Origin of the sequence: Lacipirellula parvula, from assembly GCF_009177095.1 — a bacterium.
Lineage (GTDB): Bacteria > Planctomycetota > Planctomycetia > Pirellulales > Lacipirellulaceae > Lacipirellula > Lacipirellula parvula.
Genome location: NZ_AP021861.1, coordinates 1252489 through 1273880 on the forward strand (window position 1 = coordinate 1252489; position 21392 = coordinate 1273880).

General features: G+C 62.5%; 21 protein-coding genes and 1 tRNA gene. 6 read left to right on the forward strand and 16 right to left on the reverse strand.

The genetic code is table 11. The features are described 5' to 3' along the window. Positions 1-139: 139 nt before the first annotated feature. The 3 genes from PLANPX_RS04585 to PLANPX_RS04595 form a co-directional block, all read right to left on the reverse strand. Positions 140-616 carry a hypothetical protein gene (locus PLANPX_RS04585; protein WP_152097591.1) on the reverse strand — a complete coding sequence of 159 codons (477 nt, stop codon included), beginning with the start codon at positions 614-616 and terminating at the stop codon, positions 140-142. 201 nt (positions 617-817) lie between these two features. Next, positions 818-3112 carry a hypothetical protein gene (locus tag PLANPX_RS04590; protein WP_152097592.1) on the reverse strand — a complete coding sequence of 765 codons (2295 nt, stop codon included), beginning with the start codon at positions 3110-3112 and terminating at the stop codon, positions 818-820. Positions 3113-3387: 275 nt separating this feature from the next. Beyond that, the gene (locus PLANPX_RS04595; RefSeq protein WP_152097593.1) at positions 3388-5061 is read right to left on the reverse strand and encodes a hypothetical protein; all 1674 of its coding nucleotides are present in this window, start codon (positions 5059-5061) and stop codon (positions 3388-3390) included. Between the two features lie 230 nt (positions 5062-5291). On the opposite strand from PLANPX_RS04595, the gene PLANPX_RS04600 reads away from it, so the two are divergent. Continuing rightward, positions 5292-5723, forward strand: coding sequence for a thiol-disulfide oxidoreductase DCC family protein (locus PLANPX_RS04600; protein ID WP_152097594.1), 432 nt, complete (start codon positions 5292-5294; stop codon positions 5721-5723). 22 nt (positions 5724-5745) lie between these two features. Here PLANPX_RS04600 and panB read toward each other — a convergent pair whose 3' ends face one another. Beyond that, positions 5746-6573, reverse strand: a complete 828-nt coding sequence (gene panB / locus PLANPX_RS04605) for a 3-methyl-2-oxobutanoate hydroxymethyltransferase (RefSeq protein WP_152097595.1) — start codon at positions 6571-6573, stop codon at positions 5746-5748. A 203-nt stretch (positions 6574-6776) separates the two neighbouring features. Between panB and PLANPX_RS04610 the strand changes: the two genes are divergently transcribed. The 3 genes from PLANPX_RS04610 to PLANPX_RS04620 all read left to right on the forward strand — a co-directional run bounded on the left by PLANPX_RS04610 (position 6777) and on the right by PLANPX_RS04620 (position 8996). Beyond that, positions 6777-7190 (forward strand): RidA family protein, encoded by a 414-nt coding sequence (locus PLANPX_RS04610; RefSeq protein ID WP_152097596.1) that lies wholly within the window; start codon positions 6777-6779, stop codon positions 7188-7190. 126 nt (positions 7191-7316) lie between these two features. Beyond that, positions 7317-8057, forward strand: a complete 741-nt coding sequence (mddA, locus tag PLANPX_RS04615) for a methanethiol S-methyltransferase (RefSeq protein ID WP_152097597.1) — start codon at positions 7317-7319, stop codon at positions 8055-8057. Positions 8058-8276: 219 nt separating this feature from the next. Next, positions 8277-8996, forward strand: a complete 720-nt coding sequence (locus PLANPX_RS04620) for a PEP-CTERM sorting domain-containing protein (RefSeq protein ID WP_152097598.1) — start codon at positions 8277-8279, stop codon at positions 8994-8996. On the opposite strand, the gene PLANPX_RS04625 is transcribed toward PLANPX_RS04620, so the two are convergent. From PLANPX_RS04625 to PLANPX_RS04635, 3 genes are read right to left on the reverse strand one after another with little or no spacing between them, the layout of a single operon-like run. Next, complete coding sequence (locus PLANPX_RS04625) at positions 8956-9885, reverse strand: hypothetical protein (protein WP_152097599.1); 930 nt, start codon at positions 9883-9885, stop codon at positions 8956-8958. The two genes, PLANPX_RS04620 and PLANPX_RS04625, sit on opposite strands and share 41 nt — an antisense overlap. After that, a complete protein-coding gene (locus tag PLANPX_RS04630) occupies positions 9885-10280 on the reverse strand; it encodes a hypothetical protein (protein ID WP_152097600.1) in 396 nt (131 codons plus the stop codon). Before PLANPX_RS04630 ends, PLANPX_RS04625 begins: the two co-directional genes overlap by 1 nt. Before the next feature lie 11 nt (positions 10281-10291). Beyond that, positions 10292-11086 (reverse strand): class I SAM-dependent methyltransferase, encoded by a 795-nt coding sequence (locus tag PLANPX_RS04635; protein WP_152097601.1) that lies wholly within the window; start codon positions 11084-11086, stop codon positions 10292-10294. A 288-nt stretch (positions 11087-11374) separates the two neighbouring features. Between PLANPX_RS04635 and gap the strand changes: the two genes are divergently transcribed. Further along, a complete protein-coding gene (gap, locus tag PLANPX_RS04640) occupies positions 11375-12397 on the forward strand; it encodes a type I glyceraldehyde-3-phosphate dehydrogenase (RefSeq protein ID WP_152097602.1) in 1023 nt (340 codons plus the stop codon). A gap of 239 nt (positions 12398-12636) precedes the next feature. On the opposite strand, the gene PLANPX_RS04645 is transcribed toward gap, so the two are convergent. The 5 genes from PLANPX_RS04645 to PLANPX_RS04665 all read right to left on the reverse strand — a co-directional run bounded on the left by PLANPX_RS04645 (position 12637) and on the right by PLANPX_RS04665 (position 17775). Then, positions 12637-14145, reverse strand: coding sequence for a hypothetical protein (locus PLANPX_RS04645; protein ID WP_152097603.1), 1509 nt, complete (start codon positions 14143-14145; stop codon positions 12637-12639). Between the two features lie 390 nt (positions 14146-14535). Beyond that, positions 14536-15126, reverse strand: a complete 591-nt coding sequence (locus PLANPX_RS04650) for an ATP-dependent Clp protease proteolytic subunit (protein WP_152097604.1) — start codon at positions 15124-15126, stop codon at positions 14536-14538. A 126-nt stretch (positions 15127-15252) separates the two neighbouring features. Then, complete coding sequence (locus PLANPX_RS04655) at positions 15253-15894, reverse strand: ClpP family protease (protein ID WP_198421897.1); 642 nt, start codon at positions 15892-15894, stop codon at positions 15253-15255. A 155-nt stretch (positions 15895-16049) separates the two neighbouring features. Continuing rightward, positions 16050-17534: a trigger factor gene (tig, locus tag PLANPX_RS04660; RefSeq protein ID WP_152097606.1), complete on the reverse strand. Its 1485-nt coding sequence runs from the start codon at positions 17532-17534 to the stop codon at positions 16050-16052. A 168-nt stretch (positions 17535-17702) separates the two neighbouring features. Further along, a tRNA-Gly gene (locus PLANPX_RS04665) sits at positions 17703-17775 on the reverse strand. A gap of 310 nt (positions 17776-18085) precedes the next feature. On the opposite strand from PLANPX_RS04665, the gene PLANPX_RS04670 reads away from it, so the two are divergent. Beyond that, positions 18086-18394 (forward strand): ASCH domain-containing protein, encoded by a 309-nt coding sequence (locus PLANPX_RS04670; RefSeq protein WP_152097607.1) that lies wholly within the window; start codon positions 18086-18088, stop codon positions 18392-18394. A 105-nt stretch (positions 18395-18499) separates the two neighbouring features. Here the strand turns inward: PLANPX_RS04670 and PLANPX_RS04675 are convergent, their stop codons facing one another. The 4 genes from PLANPX_RS04675 to PLANPX_RS04690 all read right to left on the reverse strand — a co-directional run bounded on the left by PLANPX_RS04675 (position 18500) and on the right by PLANPX_RS04690 (position 21369). After that, the gene (locus tag PLANPX_RS04675; protein WP_152097608.1) at positions 18500-19156 is read right to left on the reverse strand and encodes a hypothetical protein; all 657 of its coding nucleotides are present in this window, start codon (positions 19154-19156) and stop codon (positions 18500-18502) included. Between the two features lie 204 nt (positions 19157-19360). After that, positions 19361-19963, reverse strand: a complete 603-nt coding sequence (locus PLANPX_RS04680) for a PEP-CTERM sorting domain-containing protein (RefSeq protein ID WP_172991870.1) — start codon at positions 19961-19963, stop codon at positions 19361-19363. A gap of 42 nt (positions 19964-20005) precedes the next feature. Beyond that, positions 20006-20509, reverse strand: a complete 504-nt coding sequence (locus PLANPX_RS04685; protein WP_172991871.1) for a PEP-CTERM sorting domain-containing protein — start codon at positions 20507-20509, stop codon at positions 20006-20008. Between the two features lie 188 nt (positions 20510-20697). After that, positions 20698-21369 carry a hypothetical protein gene (locus tag PLANPX_RS04690; protein WP_152097611.1) on the reverse strand — a complete coding sequence of 224 codons (672 nt, stop codon included), beginning with the start codon at positions 21367-21369 and terminating at the stop codon, positions 20698-20700. Positions 21370-21392: the final 23 nt, after the last annotated feature.

Below are 21392 nucleotides of genomic sequence, written 5' to 3' on the forward strand. Positions count from 1 at the left end.
CGAATTACTCAGTACAGGTGGTATCGTCTGCGTAATTGGCAAACTTTGACATTTTTCGCATTTCACGAAGCGCATCGCTAGCATTGCCAGCGGCGTCGATCGCGCTGCGGACTTTAGTGAGTAACCGCAGGCGATGCGGTTACACGTCCATGCCGCCGACGCCGTCGAGCTTCGTGCCGCCGGCCGCTTCCGCGGCTCGCGCTGCTAGCTGACCGGCGGCTATGAAGCGGTCGAACTCAACTAGCACCGCGCGATGAACGCGCTCGACGAGCCATGCTTGCACTGCAGGCGGAACGCCGCCGCAGGTTTCGCTCACCAGCGTCGTTTCCAGGATCACTTCGTCGCACTTGCGATCGCCGGCGTCGGTGCGAGCGACCCCTTCGAACTCGAACCGGCATGCCCCCTCGACGTCGCTGTTCGCGAAGCGGAAGACGCAGCGGGCGTTCTGGAGGAAGTAGGTTCGCTCGACGCCGTACGAGTTGATCGCTGATTGCATATGCTCGGCCCGCCGCCGCTGCGTCGGCGACGCATCCATGGGGATGTCGGTCCGCCCGATGGTGCGCAGCGGAATGCACTCGAATTCAACGTCGACGACCGAAGCTTGCGGATCGAACATAGCGCGGCGGCTCCTTCAATCACTATCGTGGCGTCAAACGCGAGAAGACGCCAGTGATCACTCCCCCGTAAAAAATTAGCCCCCGGTTCTTCAAACCGGGGGCCAAACGACGTTCAATTCTAGGTCGCTCCGCACAAAGTGCCGCGGAGCGGCGATGGGGACGTTCCCACGCGGAGAGTGGGAACGAGCGGCCAACGCAACTTACGGCGCAGCTGGCGGCAGGATCCAGCCGATTGTCAGCCACCCATCCTGCACCTCAAGCTGATCAAGCAACAACGTCCCGACGTTGGTGATCCGGATCGGATCGATCGGAATCTCCGCTGGAAAGCTTTCGCCAGCATTCGCGCGGGCGTTCATGTTCTTCGCCAGCGTGCTGCGAAAGCCTGACTGCTGAGCCGTCATTTGCTTGTCCCACGCGGGGTCAAATCCAGTCGGGAAGACTTCGATGTCGCCGACCCGCTTCAGCACAATGCGATCGTCCGCTTGGGTAATCGCGTAGGTGATGATGAAGTCCCAGTTCGAATACTCCATGTCGTCGCTGACGAGCTTCGACGCCCGGACGCGAATGACCACTTTGCCGTCGTCGAACCGGACGCCGACCGGCGCTTCCGGGTTGAGCGTGATCGAGTACGGCTTGAACGGCGGCAGTGCCGGCGGATCGTTCGGCCCGCGTTCGTCGGCCTGGCCCTCGACGACCTGATCGAGCGTCTTCGACGCGCTGTTGACCACCGCGGCGCCGGTCGCGGCCGCTGCCGCCAATTCCGGCTTTTTCACTGACAGTACCTTGATCCAATTCGGCACGTTGCCGTCCAGGATCGGCTGCTGCTCGGCGGTTTCTTGGCTGATCCTCGCCGAAGCCAACGCAATCGGCAGGTAGTTGTTCACCGCCGATTCGTGAATCTGCAGCGTGAGGTCTTGCCCCGGCTTCACCGGCGGCCGCGGGCTGTCGGCCGCAATCTGGTTGCGAGCAGCGAACGTCGAATCGGCGGCGACCCCTTCAGGAGAGGAAGTTAGCCGCGTCGTGTCGGGGAACATGTCGCGCCGCACCAGCGGATCGCGAATCTTCTGCTGGTAACGCAACCTCGCGTCGCCCAGATCCTTCGCCACGCGTTCGTTAAATTCTTTGATGACGTTCTGCCGCGTATGCTCGGCAGAAATCCGCTCGGCTTGCGCCTTCGACTGCGACGCCCGCTTCCATGCCACCTTCGTGATCAGCCCGGCGGCGAACTGGCCGCCAGTCTTCTGAATCGAGTTGATGTGCGTTCGCGTATCAACGCTCGCAACGGCCGGGTCGGCCTCGAACAATGCGTCGCTGATCGAAATCCGCTTGCTAGCCGTGTAAGTGGTTTGGCCTTGGCTGTTGATCACCACCGGGCCGTTGTAGCCGCGGGTCCGCGATTGCGCGAGGCCGTCGAGGTGGACCATCAGTTGGATTTTGTCCTCGGCCGGCTGCAGTTCGTAGCGAACTGAACCGAGCGTGTGGGCCGTGCCGAAAATGCTCGTTCCGAGGATGCAGTCGCGCACCGGTCGGACTTGATCGAGATTCCGATTCGGCATCCGGTCCACGAAGTTGACCGAGAACTGCGCCGAAATGTTCTTCTGCGCAAACCGCTCGCGGATCAGTTGGACGAAGTCGTTCGAGTGGCCGAGGTTGTCGATCACGCCCAGGATGCGGCCGACCTTCCAACCAGTTTCGGTGGTAGGCCGTTCGAGATGCCGCTGCAGTTCCGTACCGAGCGAGTTGAGTAGCCGCTCGTATTCGCTGCGGAGGTCGCGCGACTGCGCCGCGGCGCCCCAACTGGCGAGCGCACGATACTTGGCGATCGCCCGGGCGGCGTCGGTGAAGACCGGCAGTTCCAACCCAGGTTGATTGGCGCGGAAGCGGTTGAGAACTTCGTCGAGTTGCAAAAGCGTGCCGCGCGAAACTTCGGCATTGTCGTCAAAGTTCGGCGCGAGCTGATCCCACAGCAGGAACTTCTTCCAATTCTGCGCGAGTGGCGAATTGCCGCCCATCGCGGCGACGAGAGCTTGGGCCTTGTCGCGCATGTTCGCACGGATGGCGGCGAACTCTTCCGGGGTGAGCGGCTTGTAGTTGCCAACGTCAGCCGCGGCAAGCTTCGCGAAATCGCCTTGATAGCCGGCGCCGACTTCGTTGGCGTAGACGGCGAGCGTCTTGCGCAACTTTTGGAATGGTTCGAGTTGCAGGCCGTTCGCCTTACCGGCGAGCCGCGTGAGCGTTTGGTTCAGCAGGAGCGGATCGGCTTCGGCGCCTTTCCCGAGTTCCGCGCGGAGTTGATCTGCTTTGAGATAGGTCCGCCAGCGGACGCCATTTTCGCCGTCGCCAAGCCAGGCATCGATTTCGTCAAGCGCCGCTGTGACGGGGGCCGGATTAAGCGTGGCAACCGGAGGCGTTTGGGCGTGCACGGATGATCCGCCCAGCAGCGTTCCCGCCAATAAGACTCCAACTGCTGCAATGTTCCAAAGGCGCGCTCTCACAGATGCTCTCCCTACGTCCCAGATGTTCATGGAAATGTCGGCGTTCCTGCCTCGGCCCCATGCTACCGGTAAGTTGCGTCTTGCGCCAATTCTCCATCTCGCCTAATCGTGCAAATCGCGTACCGCGGCTTGCCGAATGGGATGGATGCCCACCGCTCCTGGGAAGCGGCGTGGCGCTCCTGAAAGTTACGCCGCCAGCGCGCAGCAGGCGGCGCAAAAACCGGTTTAACCGGGATAACGGGGAGAATCGCTGCCCAACCGCAGCGGAGCAATCGCTACTCGCCGTCGCGTAATCGGTTGAAATAGTCCTCTGCGTTTTCACGCTGAGTGCGGGGAAGCTGCTCGATCACCAGCGGATCGGCCGGCTCGCTCGCCTGGGCAGCCATTTCTTCCTGGATCGCCTCGCGGACGTTGCCGCGGAGGTTCGGGCCGTCGGCCTCGCCGGTGATCACGGCGGGACCTTGGTTTGGCTTCTGCTTCACCTGCGTGTCGCGGAACGCGGCGTCGGTTTCGTCGCGGGTGCCGGCGCCGCCGCGGCCTTTGCCCATTCCCTTGCCGTTGCCATTTCCTTGGCCGCCAGGTTTTTGGCCGAAGCGTCCATTCATGTTGCCGCCGCCTTGGCATTTTTCGCACCCGGCGCCCTGGCATTCTTCGCAGCTCATCGACGCTTTGGCCATCTCGAGCTGATCCATCGCGGCGTCGAGCATCTCGCTCTCGCCCATGTCTTGCTTCATTTGCTCCAGCTGTTGCGACATTTGGTCCATCGCTTGCGCCGCCGCCTGCTGATCGCCCTTTTCCATCGCCTGCTTCGCCTGGGCGATTTGCTGCGCGAGCTTTTGCATTTGCTCCGACTGCTGTTGCTGCTTTTGCATTTGGTCGAGCTTCTGCTGCATCTCGCCCGCCTTGGCGAGGTTGCCTTGCTGCTTTTGCTTCGCGATCTCCTGCTTCAGCTGGTCCATCGCCTGCTGCTGGCCGGCCGCGGCTTGGTCGAGCTTCTTCTGCAATTGCGCGAGCTGCTTCTGCAATTGCTGCTTGCCGGCGTTGTCGAGCTTGCCCGCCTTCAGCTGCTCCTTGATTTTATCGAGTTCCTTCTGAGCCTGATCCCAGTCGCCGCTTTTCATCGCGTCGACCATCTTCTCGGCCGGGCCTTTGCTGAAATCCTTCATGCTGGCGAGCTGCTTTTTCAGCTCCTGATCGCCGCCCAGCTTTTCCTTGCGATCATTCAGCTGCTTGGCGAGATCGTTCATCTTCACCAGCGCCTGCTTGCGATCGACGTCTTTCTTGTCGGCGAGCTTCTCGACCTTCTTGTCGACCTGGAGCAGCAACGACTCGGCCTCTTTGAGGCCCTTCTTCGCCGCTTCCTTCCGTTTTTCGACGAGCTTCTTCCGCAGCGCCTCGGTCGTGTTCTCCAGCGCTTGCGGCGTGAGCTTGTTCGCTTGCGGGCTGGCACTGCTTTGCACCTGCTGATTGTCGACGAGCAAGATGAGCGCCGCCGTCAGCAGCGCCGGCGCAAGCGGCAGCAGCGCAATGCTGCCAACGCGAACGCGGAACTGTTGGGAAATCTCCAACCGGCTCACCGCCCGCACCGCATCATTCAGCAGTGCTTGGCCTGCAGGCGTTTCGGACAGCTCGGCAGGCAGCGAGAGGCTGCTCGCCACGCGCTCCCGCAATCCGAAGCGGCGATCGATTTCCATCGCGGCTTCGAGTTCGCTGCGGCCACGGAAGAACATCCAGCCGAGGGCTACGCCCAGGCCGCCGACGAACGCGGCGCCGAGCCACCAGGCTGTCCAGTCCGCCGGCAGGTTTTCGACGGCGACGAACTTCGGCACCGCAATCGCCACGGCCGCGACGATCAGCGCCACGAACCAGCAATGGACCAGCCGATTGAGAAACAGCTCCATCCACAGTCGACGGCGGGCCCGAGCAACTTGCTGGCGGATCTGGTCCATGGCGGGCGTTCCTGAAAACGGGGAGGCGGAGACGAATCGTCGGCCGACAGCTATTGTATCGGCGCCGGCCGAACGGGTCACGCTGAACCGCTCGTCCTGGGCGCCATTTGAGGGGTAAACTGTTAACGGCGGCGGATTCTGGCGGTTTAGTGGTTGAGACGCTGGGACTATGCTGTTTTCGCCCGTCGCTCCGGCGGGTCGTTGACCCGCGGCTACTGTGAGATCCTTTGATGTCCGTGCAGCCTACCGTTCCCCTGCCCCGCCCTGCCGACCGGCCCGACGCCGACGTCGTCATCTACGACGGCGACTGCGGCATCTGCACCGCCCAGGTCAGCAAGCTGCCATGGTGGGATTGCCGCGGGAAGCTGGCGTACCTCTCGCTGCACGATCCCGAAGTTCGCGAGCGGTTCCCCGACCTGCCGCACGAACGGATGATGGAAGAAATGGTGATCGTCGATCGCCACGGCAACCGGCACTGGGGCCCGGCGGCGATCCGTTACCTTACCGGCCGACTGCGTCGCCTCTGGTGGGCGGCGCCGGTGCTCTACTTCCCCGGCAGCATGCTCGTGTGGCGACCGCTCTACCGGTGGATCGCACGGAATCGCTATCGGCTGAGCGCCTCGTCGTGCGACTCGGGCGCGTGCCAGTTGCATTTGAAGTGAGCGAATCGACGCTCAAGGCGCATCACTCAAACGTATGCTCCGCCGCGGGAAACTCCCCGCCGCGGACTTCGTCGCGGAAGCCGCGCACTGCATCGACCACCGTCGACTTCAGGTCGGCGTACGCCTTCACGAATCGCGGCGAGTAGTCGCTCGCCATGCCGAGGATGTCGTGCAGCACGAGCACCTGGCCGTCGCAGTCGGCGCCGGCGCCGATGCCGATCGTGGGGATCGAGAGCATGCCGGTGATCTTCTCCGCGATGCCGCGCGGAATGCATTCGAGCACCATCGCAAACGCCCCTGCCTCGGCCGCCGCGCAGGCGTCGCTGATGAGCGCCTGCTCGTCACGCTGCACGCGGTAGCCGCCGAGTTGGTGGACGTTCTGCGGACGCAGGCCGCAGTGAGCCATCACCGGGATGCCAGCGGAGACGAGCGCCGCGATCGTGTCGGCCTGCTCGACGCCTCCTTCCAGCTTCACTGCCTGGCAGCGCGTCTCTTTGAGAATGCGGCCGGCGTTTTCAATCGCTTTGAACTTGCCGAGGTGGTAGCTCGGGAACGGCATATCAACTACCACGAGCGCATGGTTCACCGCGCGGCCAACCATTTCGGCGTGGTAGATCATCTCGTCGAGCGTCACCGGTAGCGTGTTCTCGTGCCCCTGGACGACCATCGACATACTGTCGCCAACGAGCACACCCTCGACGCCCGCCTCGTCGACGAGACTGGCGAACGGGTAGTCGTACGCGGTGACCATCGAGATCTTTTGCCCCGTCCCTTTGAGGGCCGTGAACTTCGGCACGGTCATCCGCGAGGAACGGCGGGCAGGCTCGGGATTGGACGGTTTTTTGGCCATGAATTCAGGCTAATCGACGCGAATGCCCGGCGTCAACGAGCCTCGGCGCCAGCCGCGGGGCAATGGTCGCCCGTCGGTCCTCCCAAGCGTTGCAGACGGCCCGTGCTCCTAGAAAAACCACGTTCGGGCAGGTATTCTTCGAGTCCCTCGTTTCATCTCGGTTCCGTCCCTATTTCAGCGTTAGCCGCCAGAGAGGCCCGAACATGTCCGACATCAAGATCACCGTCGAAGAGCGGGCCGGCCGCAAGTGTGCTTCCAGCGGCTCGAAGTGGGAACCGATCATGGGCTACAGCCGGGCCGTCCGCTCGGGGAACCTCATCGCGGTCACCGGCTGCGTCGGCGTCAACGCTGACGGCACCTACGCGAAGAGCGTCGGCGAACAGGCCGCCCGCTCGCTGGCCATCATCCAAGCGGCGATTGAAGCCCTCGGCGGCAAGCTTGAGCACGTCATCCGCACGCGGATGTATGTCGTCGACGTCAGCAAGTGGGAAGAAGTCGCCCGCGTGCACGGCTCGGTCTTCGCCGATATCCGCCCGGCGACCACGATCGTCGAAGTCCCGCGGCTGATCGACGGCGACGCCCTCATCGAGATCGAAGCCGACTGCGTGATTGCCTAACACACCGCGACCGGCCGTAACAAATCGCTCGGAAAGTCGCTTCCATTGGCGTCGATGGCGCCCTCTGTCGTAGCATGACGGCGTCGGTACGCCCGCATGAAGCTCGACAGAGCGGAGAGGCCACTGATGAAGCGTTGGATGTTTTTCGTTTACGGCATCGCTTGCTATCTCGCGTTCCTGGCGGTCTACGCTTGGTTCTGCGCGTTCACTGGCAACTTGTTTGTGGCGAAGTCGATCGACGCGCCGGTTACTTCGTCCGTTGGCGCCGCCGTCGCGGTGAACCTCGCGCTGCTGCTGGGATTCGGCGTGCAGCATTCGCTAATGGCGCGGCCGGCGTTCAAACGAGTGTGGACGCGCATCGTTCCGCAGCCGATTGAGCGGAGCACCTACGTGCTCGCGTCGTGCCTCGCCGTCGTGCTGCTCATCTGGCAGTGGCGGCCGATCGACGCCGTCGTCTGGAACGTGGAGAACACGACTGCGCGCGGCGTCCTGTGGACGCTGTTCGCCATCGGCTGGCTGATGGTTCCGGTGGTGAGTTTGATGATCAATCACTTCGATCTCTTCGGAGTGCGACAAGTCTGGTGCTATTTGCGAGGCCGCGAGTGCCAGCCACTCGCCTTTCGCACGCCGTGGTTGTATAGCCATGTTCGACATCCGCTATACGTCGCGTGGGCGTTGACGTTCTGGGCGACGCCGACAATGACGGCCGGCCATCTGCTGTTCGCGATCGGCCTAACTGCTTACATGGTTGCCGCGGCGCTCGTCGAAGAACGCGATTTGCTCGCCCACTTCGGTCAGCAATATGCCGCGTACCAACAAACGGTCCCACGCTACATTCCGAAATTTGGCAAGCGGACGAGTTTGTAGGAACCGCAGCGCACTCGCTCAGGCCAAAGTCTCTGAAGTTTGGCGCTGCTTGCATGCTGCAGAAAACTCCCAGGTTCTCATGCAGCAGGCAGCGAATTCGGTGGCAATCGCCGCGGTGCGAAGTTATCGTAACCGCAGCTCTTCTGGCATTCAGCCTTGATTCCTCGCAAGCAGCGACCGTGCGTCGTTGCCGTCCGTCTCGCCCTGGGAGATCCGCTAATGAGTTCCAAGTCAACCTGGCTTCTCGCCATGCTGGGCATCGCGTCAGTTCAAGCCTTGCCCGCAACGGCGCGCGAAGTTTTCTTCGATAGCGTCGTTGGGTTCGACGATGTCGACGTCGAGATCGCGTACAGCGAATCGGGCCGCTCTGGCGTCAACCCGCTCTATGAGGCGAAGTCGGATCTCCGCAGCGCCGGCACCCTGCAGCTTCACAACGGCGTTACTTCGACGGGCGAGACCTCCAACGAACTCTTCTTCGACGTCATCGTCGACACCGACGACGTCGACCCGCCGATTGATTTGGCCATTGGCGTCACGACGCCTGGCGGCACGGCGGCGAACATCACCCAAGTCGGCAACATTTCGCCGCTGCCGACGTCCTTCTCATTGAGCGTACTCCTCACCGATCCCGCGGGAAGCAGCTTACCGGTGATGCTGAAGTTTGCCGGTCAAACTGCGGCTGGCCTCGCCTTCGATCGCGTGGGCGGCGTCGCTCTCGATATCCAAGGTTCGACGATCGGGCTGATCTTCAACCTTCGAATCAGTGACCCGCAGCTCTACAGCTCGGCGGCGCCCGTGTTCAGCTCGCTGAGTGCAACGGCCAGTTTGATCCCCGAGCCTGCTACCGGCGCGCTGCTAGCCACATCGCTGTTGGGGTTGGCGGTCGCACGACGGCGATTTAGCCGCCATCCAAGCGCGACGTCACCCCGGCGAGAGTGAGTACGATCGCCACGCAGCCCAACGCCACGTAACCGTACAGCACACGGCGGTCGGCGCGCCTCGCACTGAGCGCGCCGGCCGCCGTGAGCGTTGCGATGAACACCGTCTCCGGGCGGATCAGCAGCAGACTCGCCCCGAACGCTTGCAACAATGCGTGCGGCCAGACGGAATCGGGGCGCCAGGCGAAGCCGACCGCCAGCACCGCTTCGGCGACAAGAATGCCGACGGCGAACGTGGCCACGAACAACGGCAGCCACTTGCCGAACGGATTGAGCAGCGTCACCCGATCGCGTTCAAACGTGCGGCTCGTCGGCGTGAACTGCTGATCTCGCCGCACATTCTCTTCAAGAACGCGGCGCGTCTCCGGAGCGACGCCTGCCTCCCAGGCGAGTTGCCCCACCCCGCCGGTCAGCATCAGGTAGCTGAGATAGCTGCCATCGCGGAAGTCTGCGGACAAACCTTTCTGCACCACGGCGAACGTCATCACCGCGACCAGCAGCCAGCGCACGGCAGTGGCGGCTGCATCCATCGCCTCGTCGCGCGTCGGCAGCCGCAGGGCGAGCGTCAGCGCGAGCGCCGCGTACGTCAGCAGGTAGGTGTGGTTCGCCGCCGCGGCGTTTCCGAAAGCGCACCAGCCAAGGAGCAGCGTCGCGGCGCCCCACAGCCACGGCGAATAGAGCGCCGCGTGAAAGGGGATCGCGCCCAGCGCGAGCCCCAGGCCGATCGCCCGGCCCATGCCGCCGCCGATGAGCTTGTCGCCAAGATGGAGCGACACGACTGCGAGCATCAGCAACAACGCGATGGTCGCCGGCTCGCGCAGCCAGCCTGCCGGCGCTGCTGCTGCGGCGCCTTCCAGCCGGCGGCTCTCTCGGGGGCGACGTTTGCCCATCACCGCGCCTCCGCCGCTGGCGGATACTCGCTGCCGCGCACATAGCCGACGCGGTATTGGTCGCCGTCGCGTTCCAGACGTTTGCGGGCGACGATGATCTGTTCGATCGGCTGCCCGCGCCGCTGCAAGTCGGCGAACAGCAGATCAATCCGCTCCTCGCGACCGGCGTGCATGAACTCGCGGACCGCCGCCTGATATTCTTCGCGCGACAGCTCGTCGCTGCGGTCGTCGTCGAAGCGGCAAAAGTGCCGCAGGCTGTAAAGCTCCGAGTACATCCCGAAGCCGCCGCCCTTCCAACGGGCCCGCTCCGGGAACCGGCTCAGCTGCACCATTTGCCACAGCGCGACAATGCAGAGCAGCGTCACCGGCGCGTATTCGGCGATTCGTCGACGCATGGTTCGGGCCGTTATTCCTGCGGCCGCTCCGAAGTAACGATCCAGCCATTCGTCCGCAGCATCGGCAATAACCACGGTCGATCGAGCGGCTTGCGCCGCGCCGCGTCGAGCGCCACGCGTTCGGTGATCTTGAACCCTACCGAACGCAAGTCGGCCGCGAGTTCGCGCCAGCGGAAGACGTGCAAAAACATGCTCGGCAGTCCGCGATACGGGAACCAGCGGTCGCCGACTTCGATGTCGCGGCGGAATGGCGCCGTCGCGACGTTGCCGATCACCCACCACGGACCTTCGGGGTCGCGGAGGTTGAACCAATAGTTGTGCACATGCAGCACGAACTTACCGCCCGGTTTGAGGATCCGTCGCGCGTGGTGCAGCACCTTTCGGCGATTCGCCCGGCCGCGAATCATGCCGAGCGTACTGAACATGCACATCGCGTAATCGACGGCGCCGTCGGCGATCGCGTCCATCTCCACCAGGTTCGCCCGCACGCAATCGATCGGCAGATCTTCGTCGTCGGCCTTCCCCTGCACCACCCGCAGCATGTGGTCGGAAAGGTCGATCGCCAGCCCGCGGTGCCCCTCTTTCACCAGCGGCACTAACGCCCGTCCGGTGCCGCAGCCCAAATCGGCTACCAGTCCCGGCCGATCGAACTGTCGACGCAGAATTGCCCCGTCGGTTTCGAACAGGCTGTTGAACGCGAAGTAATCGTCGTAGTCGTCGGCGATGTGGGGCGTGTGGACGTAGTCCCACAGCCCGCGGGAAACGCCGGGAGGAAGTTGCCAGGTTGGGCGATCAGGACGGGTCATTCGGGAGCTTTCAGCGGTCAGCACTCAGCTGTCAGCGATACGGGAAGTCGCAGCCGCTGCGAATAATCGATGCGCTAAATTGAGATTGTTTAGCTGAACGCTTGCAGCTGCTCGCCGCCCGCTTTCCAGCCGGTTGTAGGCCACTTTACGCAGCAGTATAATTCCTCGTTTCCCCGCCCGACAGCGAAGCTTGCAGGGCGGGGCGACTCGCGTGACTGCAACGATTAGCCTGGCGCCGCCAGGTCCCGCCATATTCAGTCCACGACTTGCCAACGAAGGAGAAACTCAGTGGCCATTCGCGTCGCAATCAACGGTTTCGGTCGCATCGGGCGTCTGACGTTCCGCAACCTCCACGCTCGCCCCAGCGAGTTCGAAGTCGTTGCCATCAACGACCTGACCGACAACAAGATGCTCGCCACGCTGCTGAAGTACGACAGCACGCACCGTCGCTTCGAAGGCAAGGTCGAGTACGACGAGCAAAACCTCATCGTCGACGGCAAGAAGATCAAGGCTCTCGCCGAGAAGGACCCGGCCAAGTTGCCGTGGAAAGACCTGAACGTCGACGTCGTCGTCGAATCGACCGGCTTCTTCACGAAGCGTGCGAAGGATGGCGCCCCGGGTTACGACAGCCACTTGGCCGCTGGCGCCAAGCGCGTCGTCCTCAGCGCTCCGGCCGACGACGGCGCCGACCTGACCTGCGTCCTCGGCGTCAATGACGACCAATTGAAGCCCGAGCTGAAGTGCATCTCGAACGCCAGCTGCACCACCAACTGCTTGGCCCCGGTCGCCAAGGTGCTGCAAGAAAAGTTCGGCATCGTGAAGGGCCTGATGACCACGGTCCACGCCTACACGAACGATCAACGCGTGCAGGACATGCCGCACAAGGATCCGTACCGCGCGCGTAGCGCCGCCCAGAACGTCATTCCGACGTCGACCGGCGCCGCCAAGGCCGTCGGTCTGGTGCTGCCGGCCCTCAAGGGCAAGCTGACCGGCATCTCGCTTCGCGTTCCGGTTCCGACCGGCAGCGTCGTCGACCTCACCGCCCTCATGTCGCGTGACGTGACGGTCGAGGAAGTCAACGCCGCGATGAAAGAAGCCGCCAACGGCCCGCTCAAGGGCATCTTGGCTTACACCGAAGACCCGATCGTCTCGACCGACATCATCGGCGATCCCCACAGCTCGATCTTCGCGGGCCCGTGGACCCAGGTGATGGACGGCAACCTGCTGAAGATCGTCAGCTGGTACGACAACGAATGGGGCTACAGCTGCCGCACCGCCGACCTGATCGCGAAGATCGGCAAGTTCGCCTAAGCTCTCCCCTGCCCTGCCGTATGGCGGGCGAGGTTGAAAAGATCGAAGGCCGCAGAGTGTTCGTCATGCGACGACCTCTGCGGTCTTTTTTTTGTGCGCTGACGCGACCACGCAACATCACGCCCATTTTAGCCCCCGGTTCTTCAAACCGGGGGCGATACGGCGTCCGGTACGCTTGCGCGACATCGCACACCCCCGGTTTGAAGAACCGGGGGCTAAATCACCCCACCACGCGGCCGTTACCGAAATGGCGCCCAATCGCGTTTCGCATCGCCGCTGGCCGCGGCGGTTGAACTCCGCTTCCAACTCGGCTCGCCGTGCGATCCTTCTACCGCGGTCGACGCCACGCGGTTTTCGTTAAGCCGCACCGTCGATGCCCGCCAAGCGGTCTTCGGGCCCGCTTCGGCCGACGCCTTCGTCACCGGCGCCGCGGCCACTTGCATGGGTTCGGGGGCCGCATTGACGTTCGGCTCCTCCGGCATCGCTACCGGCGTTAGCGGCGCTGGCTCCGCCTGCGCGGCAGCCAAGCCCGCTTCGGGAACGAAATCGTTCACCGACACAAGCTCGCTAGGCGTTAGCGGCGCCTTGGTCAGCAGCTTGCGACCATCGGCGGCGACCACACGGGCCCAAAGTTCCAGGTTACCTTCGGGAAGCGGGCCCTTCTTCATCGGCAGTTCCAAGTGAAGCCCATCGCCCAGATGCGACGACTGCCACGCCGAGGCCGTTTCCGCTGCGGTGAAGTCCCAGCGTTCGACGGCCCGCATGACTCCCGTTTCATCGGTGGCCATAATCATCATCGACGCTTCGCCTTCCGCTCCAACCGGTTCCTCGGTGGAGTTAAGGGCTTCGACGACGATCAGCAAGCTTTGGAGGGGACCAGTCTTTGCCTCATCTTGCTCAGCGAAGATCCGGCGAATCTGCAGATGGTCGGCGGTCAGGCGTTGGCCATTTTGCTGCGGCGCGGCGAGCACCGGTTCGTTCAGCGGGAGCGTTGGCTCGGCGGTCGCAAGTTCGCTCGCCGCTTCCGCAGCCGGATCGAATGTCGGCGGCGCCGGCTGAGCGGTAATCATCGCCGTGGCGTCGTCGCCATCGGCTTGATAGTCGATCGGATCGGGAATCAGCAGCGGCCCGTCGCTCGCCGACCGCTGGTTGGCGGCGACCTCGACGCTGCGTTGCCGCGGCGTCATGTGAACGCCTGGGCCGATCTCGAGCGCCGGGGCTTCCAACTCTTCCGGATTAACTTCCTCAATCTCAAGCTCTTCCACTTCAACGCCCGTCCCAGCAGGCGTGGCTGGCGTGCCGCCCGGTCCGGCCGGGATTTCTTCGCCAGCGAGCGGAGCATCGGTCGTCGCCGGTGGAGCCGGGAGCGAAGCCTTCGGCGCCGAGAGCTTGTTCCGCCCGTTCATCGGCAGCGTCGGCCGCCTCACCGCATCGGTATCAATCGTCGGTTCTTTGCGGGCCGGCGTCGAACTCGGCGAGGTCGAGATCACGGTCTCGCACTGCATCGCCCGCGCTTCCCGCAGCTTCTCGGAATATTCGACGAGATACTCTTCGAGTTCGTAGATGTAATCTTCTTGCTTCCGCAGTTCGCTCTCGAGGACGTCGACCTGAGCGTTGTCGATATGCCGGCAACCGGTGGACGACGCCAACGACAGGCAGAGCAGCCCCAGGGCGGCGCAGCGGCCAGCGGAGAACAGACCGCTCCAGGCGGCGTTGCGATGCAGATGAGTTACGTTCGGCTCGGCCATCCGTGGCTCGCCTCGCAGCAGACGTGCAGTCGACTAGGCCGGCTCGGCGCTTCGTGCGCGCGATGTCGGCCCGGCCTATGAAAATGCGAGCCGAGAGATAAGAAAACGGGCCAACGCCGTCAAGCGGACTCGCGGGGGCGATAGCACTCCCCTAGCCCCGGGCTCTGCCCGGGGGTGACGGCGCGTCAGGGAACGCGTTGCGGAATGGCAGCCCACCCCCGGACGGAGCCCGGGGCCAGAAACGCCCCCAGCAACGAACAAAACCGCCGATGAACGCCATGAAACGCGAGCGAAACTGAAGGGAGGACTTGGAAACTCCCCGCAGCTGCTCAGCGTTCATCTGCGTCCATCGGCGGTTTCAAACTTCCGCAAATGGCTGCCCGAGGCGACTTACTGCCCGCCCATCTTCGAGATCACCTGATCGATGATCCGGTATTCCTGGGCCTCTGCGGACGACATGAAGTGGTCGCGGTCGGTGTGCTTTTCGATCTGATCCATCGTCTGGCCGGTGTGTTCGGCCAAGATCCGGTTCAGCTTTTCCTTCGTCTTCCGGTACTCGGTGGCGTGGATCATGATGTCCTCGGCCGTCCCTTCCATGCCCGCGGAAGGTTGGTGGATCATGATCCGAGCGTTCGGCAGCGCGTGACGCTTGCCAGCGGCGCCGGCAGCTAGCAGCACGGCGCCCATCGAGGCGGCCTGACCGATGCAGTAGGTCGCCACGTCGCAGGTGACGAACTGCATCGTGTCGTAGATCGCCATGCCGGCGGTGACGCTGCCGCCTGGCGAGTTGATGTAGAGATGGATGTCGGCCTTCGGGTCGTCCGACTGCAGGAACAGCAACTGAGCCACGAGGCTGTTCGCCACTTCATCGTTCACGCCCGAGCCGAGCAGGACGATGCGGTCCTTCAGCAGCCGGCTGTAGATGTCCATCGCCCGCTCTTCGCGGCCCGACTTTTCGATGACGTATGGAATGAGCGGCATGGGAGGCAATCCGTTTAAGTGTGGTCGCTGTGAGCTAAATGACGAATGACGAAGCCCGAATGACGAATGAAAAGACGCGGTGAGACCCTATCTGATTTTCATTCGTCATTCGTCATTCTGATTTCGTCATTCCTCCTCGGCTTCTTCGCTGCCGGGGGGCTTAATGAGGATGTCGTCGACGAGGCCGAATTCCTTCGCCTCGAGTGCGGTCATGTAGTAGTCGCGATCGCACGCCTTGCCGATCTCCTCGTTCGTCTTGCCGGTGTGGCTGGCAAGGATTTCGTTGAGTGCGTGGCGAGTCTTGATAATCTCGTTCGCCTGAATCTCGATGTCGGAGACCTGACCGCCGACGCCGCCGTGCGGCTGGTGGATCATGATCTTCGCGTGCTTCAGAGCGAAACGCTTTCCCTTCTCGCCGCCAGCCAGCAAGACGGCGCCGCCGCTCGCAGCCAGGCCGACGCAGTAGGTCGCCACCTTCGGCGTGATCATCTGCATCGTGTCGTACATCGCCAGCGTCGCGCTCACGCTGCCGCCCGGCGAGTTGATGTAGAAGTGAATGTCCTTGCGACGATTCTCGCTCTGCAGATAGAGCAGCTTCATCACGATTTCATTCGCATTGCCGTCGTAGATCTCGCCTTGCAGGAAGATCACGCGGTTTTCGAGCAGCAGATCGCCGAGCGTCATTTGACGCTGACGTTGGTAATCCCGCATCGCAGCCGCGAGCTTGGGATCCAAATGGGGCGCAGAACTACCGATGGGCGTATACATCATCTCGTCCTTTGAAATTCAGCCCCTCTCCCCCGCGGGGAAAGGTTGGGTGAGGGGTTCCGCCACGCCAGCAGGCATCGCAGTAAGGCTACTCGCCCTGACGCGGGAATCCCTCCCCTAGCCCCTCTCGCTATCGAGAGGGGTACCCAGACATTCTACGCTTTGTCCTTCTTCGGTTCTTCGGCTTCAGTGGCGGCCGGAACCGATTGGGCGTCGCCGCCCGCAGCGACCGAGATCGCTTCAACCGTCGACTTGCCCGGTTCGTAAGGCTTGTCCTTGAACTTTGCCTCGGACTGCACCTTCTCCAGAACCTTACGCTCGACGATTTGGTTCTGCAGGATGTCCATCAGACCGCGCTTTTCGATCTGAGCACGGACCCGACGCGGCGATTCGCCGCTTTGCATGGCCATCAGGAAGATTTCTTGTTCGAAATCACCTTCTTCGGCGTCGATCTTTTCTTCTTCGGCAATCCGCTCGAGGATGAAGTGTTCCTTGAGGGCCTTGGCCGTGGCGGCGCCGCTGTTCTGGCGGAGTTCGTTTTGGCGGGCGCGAATTTCCGTTTCCGGGAACCCGGCGCGACGCAGTTCCATCACCGCCCGCTCCAGTTCGCGGACGCTCTGGCGCTTCAGCAAGCCCGGCGGCAGATCCCAGTCGGCCTTCTTCGTCAATTCGGCGGTGATTTGCTGACGCGAGTTGCGTTGTTGCTCGTATTCGAGCTGACGCTGCAGGTTCGACTTGATCGCTTCGCGAAGCTTTTCTTCCGAATCGAAGCCGCCCATTTCTTGCAGGAATTCTTCGGTCAGTTCCGGCAGCTTGAGCTTCTTCACTTCCAGAACTTCGAACTCGACCTCAACGCTCTTGCCACGAAGTTCTTCGTTCGGGGCGTCCTGGGTCAACTCGATCTTGCCCGTCTTCTTGTCGCCAGCCTTGGCGCCGGCGAGCAGCTTGTCGAAGCCTTCGAGCTTGCCGTCGAGGAAGCTCAGCGTCGGGCGAATACGTAGGACGCGTTCTTCTTCCAGAGCGAGTTGCTTGCCGTCGGCCGTCGTGCGGAGGTTCACCGTGGCGAAGTCGCCAGCCTCGGCGGCGCCTTCGTGCGGCACGAGCTGGCCGTAGCGGGCCAGCATTTGCTCAAGGTGCGCATCGACGTCGGCGTCAGTGAATTCACGCACCGGACGCTCGATGGCCAGACCCTTCCACTGCGGGAGGTCGAATTCGGGGCGAACTTCAATGTCGAACTCGAACACCATCGGACCTTCGCTGGGGACCTCGATCGCGTCGAGGTTCAGCTCCGGCTCGCTGATGGCGGTGAACGACTGGTCTTCGCTGATCTGGCTCAAGCTGTCCATGAGCAGCGAACCCTTGATCTTCTCGCCGATTTCTTCCTTGAAGCGGTTTTCGACCAGCTTGCGCGGGGCCCGACCAATGCGGAAGCCGGGGACAGAGGCGGTCGCCATCATGTCGCTGTAGGCTTCGTCCAGGTAACGGTCGACGTCTTCACGCGACACGGTCACGGTCACGTGGCGTTCGCAGGCGCTGGGGCTGGCAATCTGAACGTCAAGGTTCAGGCGTTCCGCAGCTGCCGCTTCCCCGCCCTCGGCGACGTCGTCCACTTGCGATTCTTCGATTTGCTTGGCACTCATGCGCCTGGTACCCGTAGATTTGGCGTGTTTTCGCCCCGCGGCGCGAGACGGCTCGCAGCTCAACGAGGGCGGTAAAAAATTATAGCGGTCAGCGCTCAGCGAACAGCTTCCGGCCAGGAGAGATGCCTAGCCTGACTGCTGAAAGCCGATAGCTAACCGCTATCCAAGAGCGGGTGATGGGATTCGAACCCACGACAACGACGTTGGCAACGTCGTGCTCTACCAACTGAGCTACACCCGCGTTCGTTCCGCTGAAGGCGAGCGGCCCCGAAGCAGAAACATCCCCGGATTATAGGTTTGCCCGGCTAGTCCGCAAGGGGGGCCCAGCAGCCTCGCGACTTCTCAATTTCACGCCAGCGACGGTCGGACCCGCACGACCGGCACAGTTGGAGGAAGGCCGCAGGCTGTGGGGGAGAGTAGGCAATAGGCAGTGGATTTTTCTACCCCCTGCCCACTAACTCCTCCCTGCATTTCCTGAACCCTGAATCCTCCCACCTAGAAAACAAACCACCCCGCTGTGCGTTGCCCCCCGCCCTGATACCATATTCCCCATGTTGCTATTCAAGAAAAAGTTCCTCCCCGCGATCCGCAGCGGCGAGAAGACGCAGACGATCCGCCTCTGGAAATGGCGGATGATGCGCCCCGGTCAGCGGAGCTACATCCCCGGCGCCGGTTACGTCGCGATCCTGCAAGTGGAGCCTGTCGCGCTCGCCGCCCTCACCGACGCCGACGCGATTCCCGACGGCTTCGCCACCGCCGACGCCCTCCGCCATGAACTCAGTACGATCTACGGTGATAAACTAGCCGCCGGCTACCAGGCGTTCCGCGTCGTCTTCCGCGTGACAGGCGAAGCGAAGTGAGCGGGCATGGACGCCGCATCCCTAGTCCCGGACTCCGCCCGGGGGGGACATTGCGTTGGGGAACGTGTTGCGAAGTGGTAGCCGACCCCCGAGCAAAGCCCGGGGCTAGAAGCTCAGCATCTCGCCCATCGCCTGGGCGACCTGCTGCGGCGAGAGTAATAAGTGGCTAATGCTCGCCGTCAGCATCAGTGCTGCCGCGATCATCAAGCCCAAGGCCCGCGGATTCGGGGCGACCCGCAGGCTCCCCAGCTGGTTCCGCAGCTCACCCGAGAGCCGCTCCCAGCCCGCCATATTCTGCTTACCGCCGCTGGAGATCAGCGAGCAGTGCCGCATGATTTCGAAGCATTCAATGTGGAGCGACACGCCCAGATTCGGCAGCGCCAGATTGTCGCCCGCCCACCGCGCATGCGGATCGAGCCGCCGCGCCGCTTCCGCCAGCGCCGGCCGCAGCTCCTCGCCGCGGACGTTGTAAACCACCAGCCGCGGCCGAGCGATCAGCACCGTCAGCCACAGGCAGAGCCAGTACAGGACGATCAAAAACAGCCAAATGAACCCGCCGTAGGCCCCGCTGGCCGTCTCGGGCCGAAACAACTCGATCGGCCCCACGAGCACCAGCCCCGACAACGCCGCCCCCAGCGCCGCCAAATCGCATCCCCCGGTCGTCACAAACGGCCGCCGCCGGGCGTTCACCATCCCCAACAGGATGCAGTAAGCCGCCAGCGGCACGAGGGCAATCGCGAGTCGAAAGGGATCGGGGAGCATGGGCGACGAGCGGGAGGTATCGGGGCGGCTGGAGCGGAAGCGTGCGCGCAGCGGTTCTCCGCTCGCGGCGGGAGCGATTATCCCGCATCGGCCCTAAGAGCGATATGGGGCAATTTTCAGCCGCACGCGACTAGCGGCAAAAAAGCCCCTCTGATCGCGCAAAAGGCGCGCTGCCTCGCAGCCAGCCCTCGCTGTCCGCCCTGCTCAGCTTCGTCCGCGACGAACCGCCGCGACGCCAACCATTCCCAGAAGCAGTAGCCCGCACGCCGTCGGTTCAGGCACGAGCGGGGGCACGAGCGTTTCGTCGGCGACGGTCGTAATTCCATTCACGAGAATAACGCGGGCCGAAAACGTTCCTCCTGGCGAGGTCGGCGTGTAAAAGTTTGCCAGGAAGAGCTTGCCGTCCGGTTCAGCGGCCGTGCTAATCGTCTTCCCCAACGGCCCGCCGGAGAAGGCTACCTTCGTTGCAATATTGACCGGAGAGAGGACCGTCCAGCCTTTCCCGATCCCGGGAAGGTCTGGGTCGTCTGGGTCGATGTCCAACGCCCGGTTGCGGTAAGTGAACTTCATTCCAGGCGGGCGAGGAATGCCACCAAGACCAGCGCTTACTGCTTCAAAAATGGCTCCGCCGGTTGGCACTGCCTCGAAGGAAATTGCATTGAAATTTCCATTGAGAGCGCCGCCGTTCAAGTAAACGGTCCAGATCGTCTTCTCGGCATTGTGCGTCAGGCTCAGGAACTCCGCTCGGCCGCTCGCCGACCAGCAACAGAATGCTAGGCCAATCGCTAATTGCAGATAACGGAGCATCGTTTTTCTTGATCCCATTATGTTGGACATTTAATAGTCTCGTCAAACTTGTAACATTCGACGACGCTGGGCAATGGCCCCGGCGAATCCCGCAGTGACGAGCAGCGCCGCTGAACTCGGCTCCGGTACTTCCGGAAGTTGCGGCAGTTCAATGGCCGGAGGGACAAATGTTGTCGTGAAAACAGTATCCACGCCCCTCACCAGAGTGATTTGTGCGGTGAAAGTAAAGTATGGTTGCATGTAGAGGTTCGCAAGGAACAACTCGCCGCGCGGCTCCGTCGCTGTGTTGATCTTCCTTCCCAGCGGGCCGCCGGCGAAGGAGATTTCGCTGGCGGTGTTGATCGCACCAAGAATCGTCCAACCTTTCCCCACGCCAGGGGCTTCCGGGTCGAGCGGGTCGAAATCCAAGACTCGATTTCGGTAAGTGAATGCTTGCCCGGCCGGTCGCGGCACGCCGGCCGTCAGGCCGCTATTGACATTCGCAAAAGAAGCACCACCTCCGTTGGGCTTTATTTGCACGGCCAAACCATTGAAGCCATCGTTCAACGCATCTCCTCGTAGGAATAACGAGATCGCTCGGCCGCCTTGGCTCTGGTAAGCGACTAACGTCGCTGCCTCAATGGCCTCGGAGGGATGCAAAGCCCCCAACACTGTAAGGACGCAAGCAATGATCGCGCACTGTTGCGAATTGACGTGCCGTGTGTTCATGACGAGCCTCGCCGATGTCGTTGATTCTAAGCGGTGCAACTACCGCCGACCTGCACAAGGCGCGGGCGAGCAGCTATCGCGGCGAGTCCCGCAGTGACTAGCAGCGCCGCCGAACTTGGTTCGGGGAGTTTCGGGAGTGGGAAATTAAGCTCCGGGAAGAAAAAAAGCGATTGCTTTAGAACAGTATCCACGCCGTTTACTAAGGTAAGTTCGCAGTGAATGCTACTGAAAGAATCGGAAACAAACAGATTGGCGAGGAACAGCTCTCCACGCGGTTCTGTCGCTGTGCTGATCTGCTTGCCGATAATACCGCCGCCGAATGAAAAATGCGTAGAGGTCTGAATCGGAGATAGAACCGTCCAACCTTTCCCGATGCCAGGGGCATCGGGGTCGAGCGGATCGAGATCCAAGGCTCGATTTCGGTAGGTGAACGGCTGCCCGGCCGGTCGTGGTACGCCCGCATCGAGGCCGTTGCGGAGGTTCAGGAACGAATTGCCGGTGACCTCCAGTGACATTCCGTTGAAACTATTGTTCAGCGCGTCTCCTCGTAGGAATAGCGACATCGCTTGGCCGCCTTGGCTTTGGTAGGCGACTAACCCCGCCGCTTCAACGGCTTCGAAAGGGCGCAAAGCCCCGAATAACGTGAGGGCGCAAGCAACGATCGCACCCTTTTGTGCATTGACGAACCGTGTACTCATAACGACTCTCGCGAGTGTTGTTA

Excerpts from the sequence above, each read along its gene's own strand:
- PLANPX_RS04625 (WP_152097599.1), bottom strand. The coding sequence starts at position 9,885 with ATGGGCAAACGTCGCCCCCGAGAGAGCCGCCGGCTGGAAGGCGCCGCA.
- mddA (WP_152097597.1), top strand. The coding sequence starts at position 7,317 with ATGAAGCGTTGGATGTTTTTCGTTTACGGCATCGCTTGCTATCTCGCG.
- PLANPX_RS04630 (WP_152097600.1), bottom strand. The coding sequence starts at position 10,280 with ATGCGTCGACGAATCGCCGAATACGCGCCGGTGACGCTGCTCTGCATT.
- PLANPX_RS04595 (WP_152097593.1), bottom strand. The coding sequence starts at position 5,061 with ATGGACCAGATCCGCCAGCAAGTTGCTCGGGCCCGCCGTCGACTGTGG.
- PLANPX_RS04655 (WP_198421897.1), bottom strand. The coding sequence starts at position 15,894 with ATGTATACGCCCATCGGTAGTTCTGCGCCCCATTTGGATCCCAAGCTC.
- PLANPX_RS04635 (WP_152097601.1), bottom strand. The coding sequence starts at position 11,086 with ATGACCCGTCCTGATCGCCCAACCTGGCAACTTCCTCCCGGCGTTTCC.
- PLANPX_RS04620 (WP_152097598.1), top strand. The coding sequence starts at position 8,277 with ATGAGTTCCAAGTCAACCTGGCTTCTCGCCATGCTGGGCATCGCGTCA.
- PLANPX_RS04600 (WP_152097594.1), top strand. The coding sequence starts at position 5,292 with ATGTCCGTGCAGCCTACCGTTCCCCTGCCCCGCCCTGCCGACCGGCCC.
- tig (WP_152097606.1), bottom strand. The coding sequence starts at position 17,534 with ATGAGTGCCAAGCAAATCGAAGAATCGCAAGTGGACGACGTCGCCGAG.
- PLANPX_RS04675 (WP_152097608.1), bottom strand. The coding sequence starts at position 19,156 with ATGCTCCCCGATCCCTTTCGACTCGCGATTGCCCTCGTGCCGCTGGCG.
- PLANPX_RS04690 (WP_152097611.1), bottom strand. The coding sequence starts at position 21,369 with ATGAGTACACGGTTCGTCAATGCACAAAAGGGTGCGATCGTTGCTTGC.
- PLANPX_RS04670 (WP_152097607.1), top strand. The coding sequence starts at position 18,086 with ATGTTGCTATTCAAGAAAAAGTTCCTCCCCGCGATCCGCAGCGGCGAG.
- PLANPX_RS04645 (WP_152097603.1), bottom strand. The coding sequence starts at position 14,145 with ATGGCCGAGCCGAACGTAACTCATCTGCATCGCAACGCCGCCTGGAGC.
- PLANPX_RS04650 (WP_152097604.1), bottom strand. The coding sequence starts at position 15,126 with ATGCCGCTCATTCCATACGTCATCGAAAAGTCGGGCCGCGAAGAGCGG.
- PLANPX_RS04585 (WP_152097591.1), bottom strand. The coding sequence starts at position 616 with ATGTTCGATCCGCAAGCTTCGGTCGTCGACGTTGAATTCGAGTGCATT.
- PLANPX_RS04680 (WP_172991870.1), bottom strand. The coding sequence starts at position 19,963 with ATGCTCCGTTATCTGCAATTAGCGATTGGCCTAGCATTCTGTTGCTGG.
- PLANPX_RS04610 (WP_152097596.1), top strand. The coding sequence starts at position 6,777 with ATGTCCGACATCAAGATCACCGTCGAAGAGCGGGCCGGCCGCAAGTGT.
- panB (WP_152097595.1), bottom strand. The coding sequence starts at position 6,573 with ATGGCCAAAAAACCGTCCAATCCCGAGCCTGCCCGCCGTTCCTCGCGG.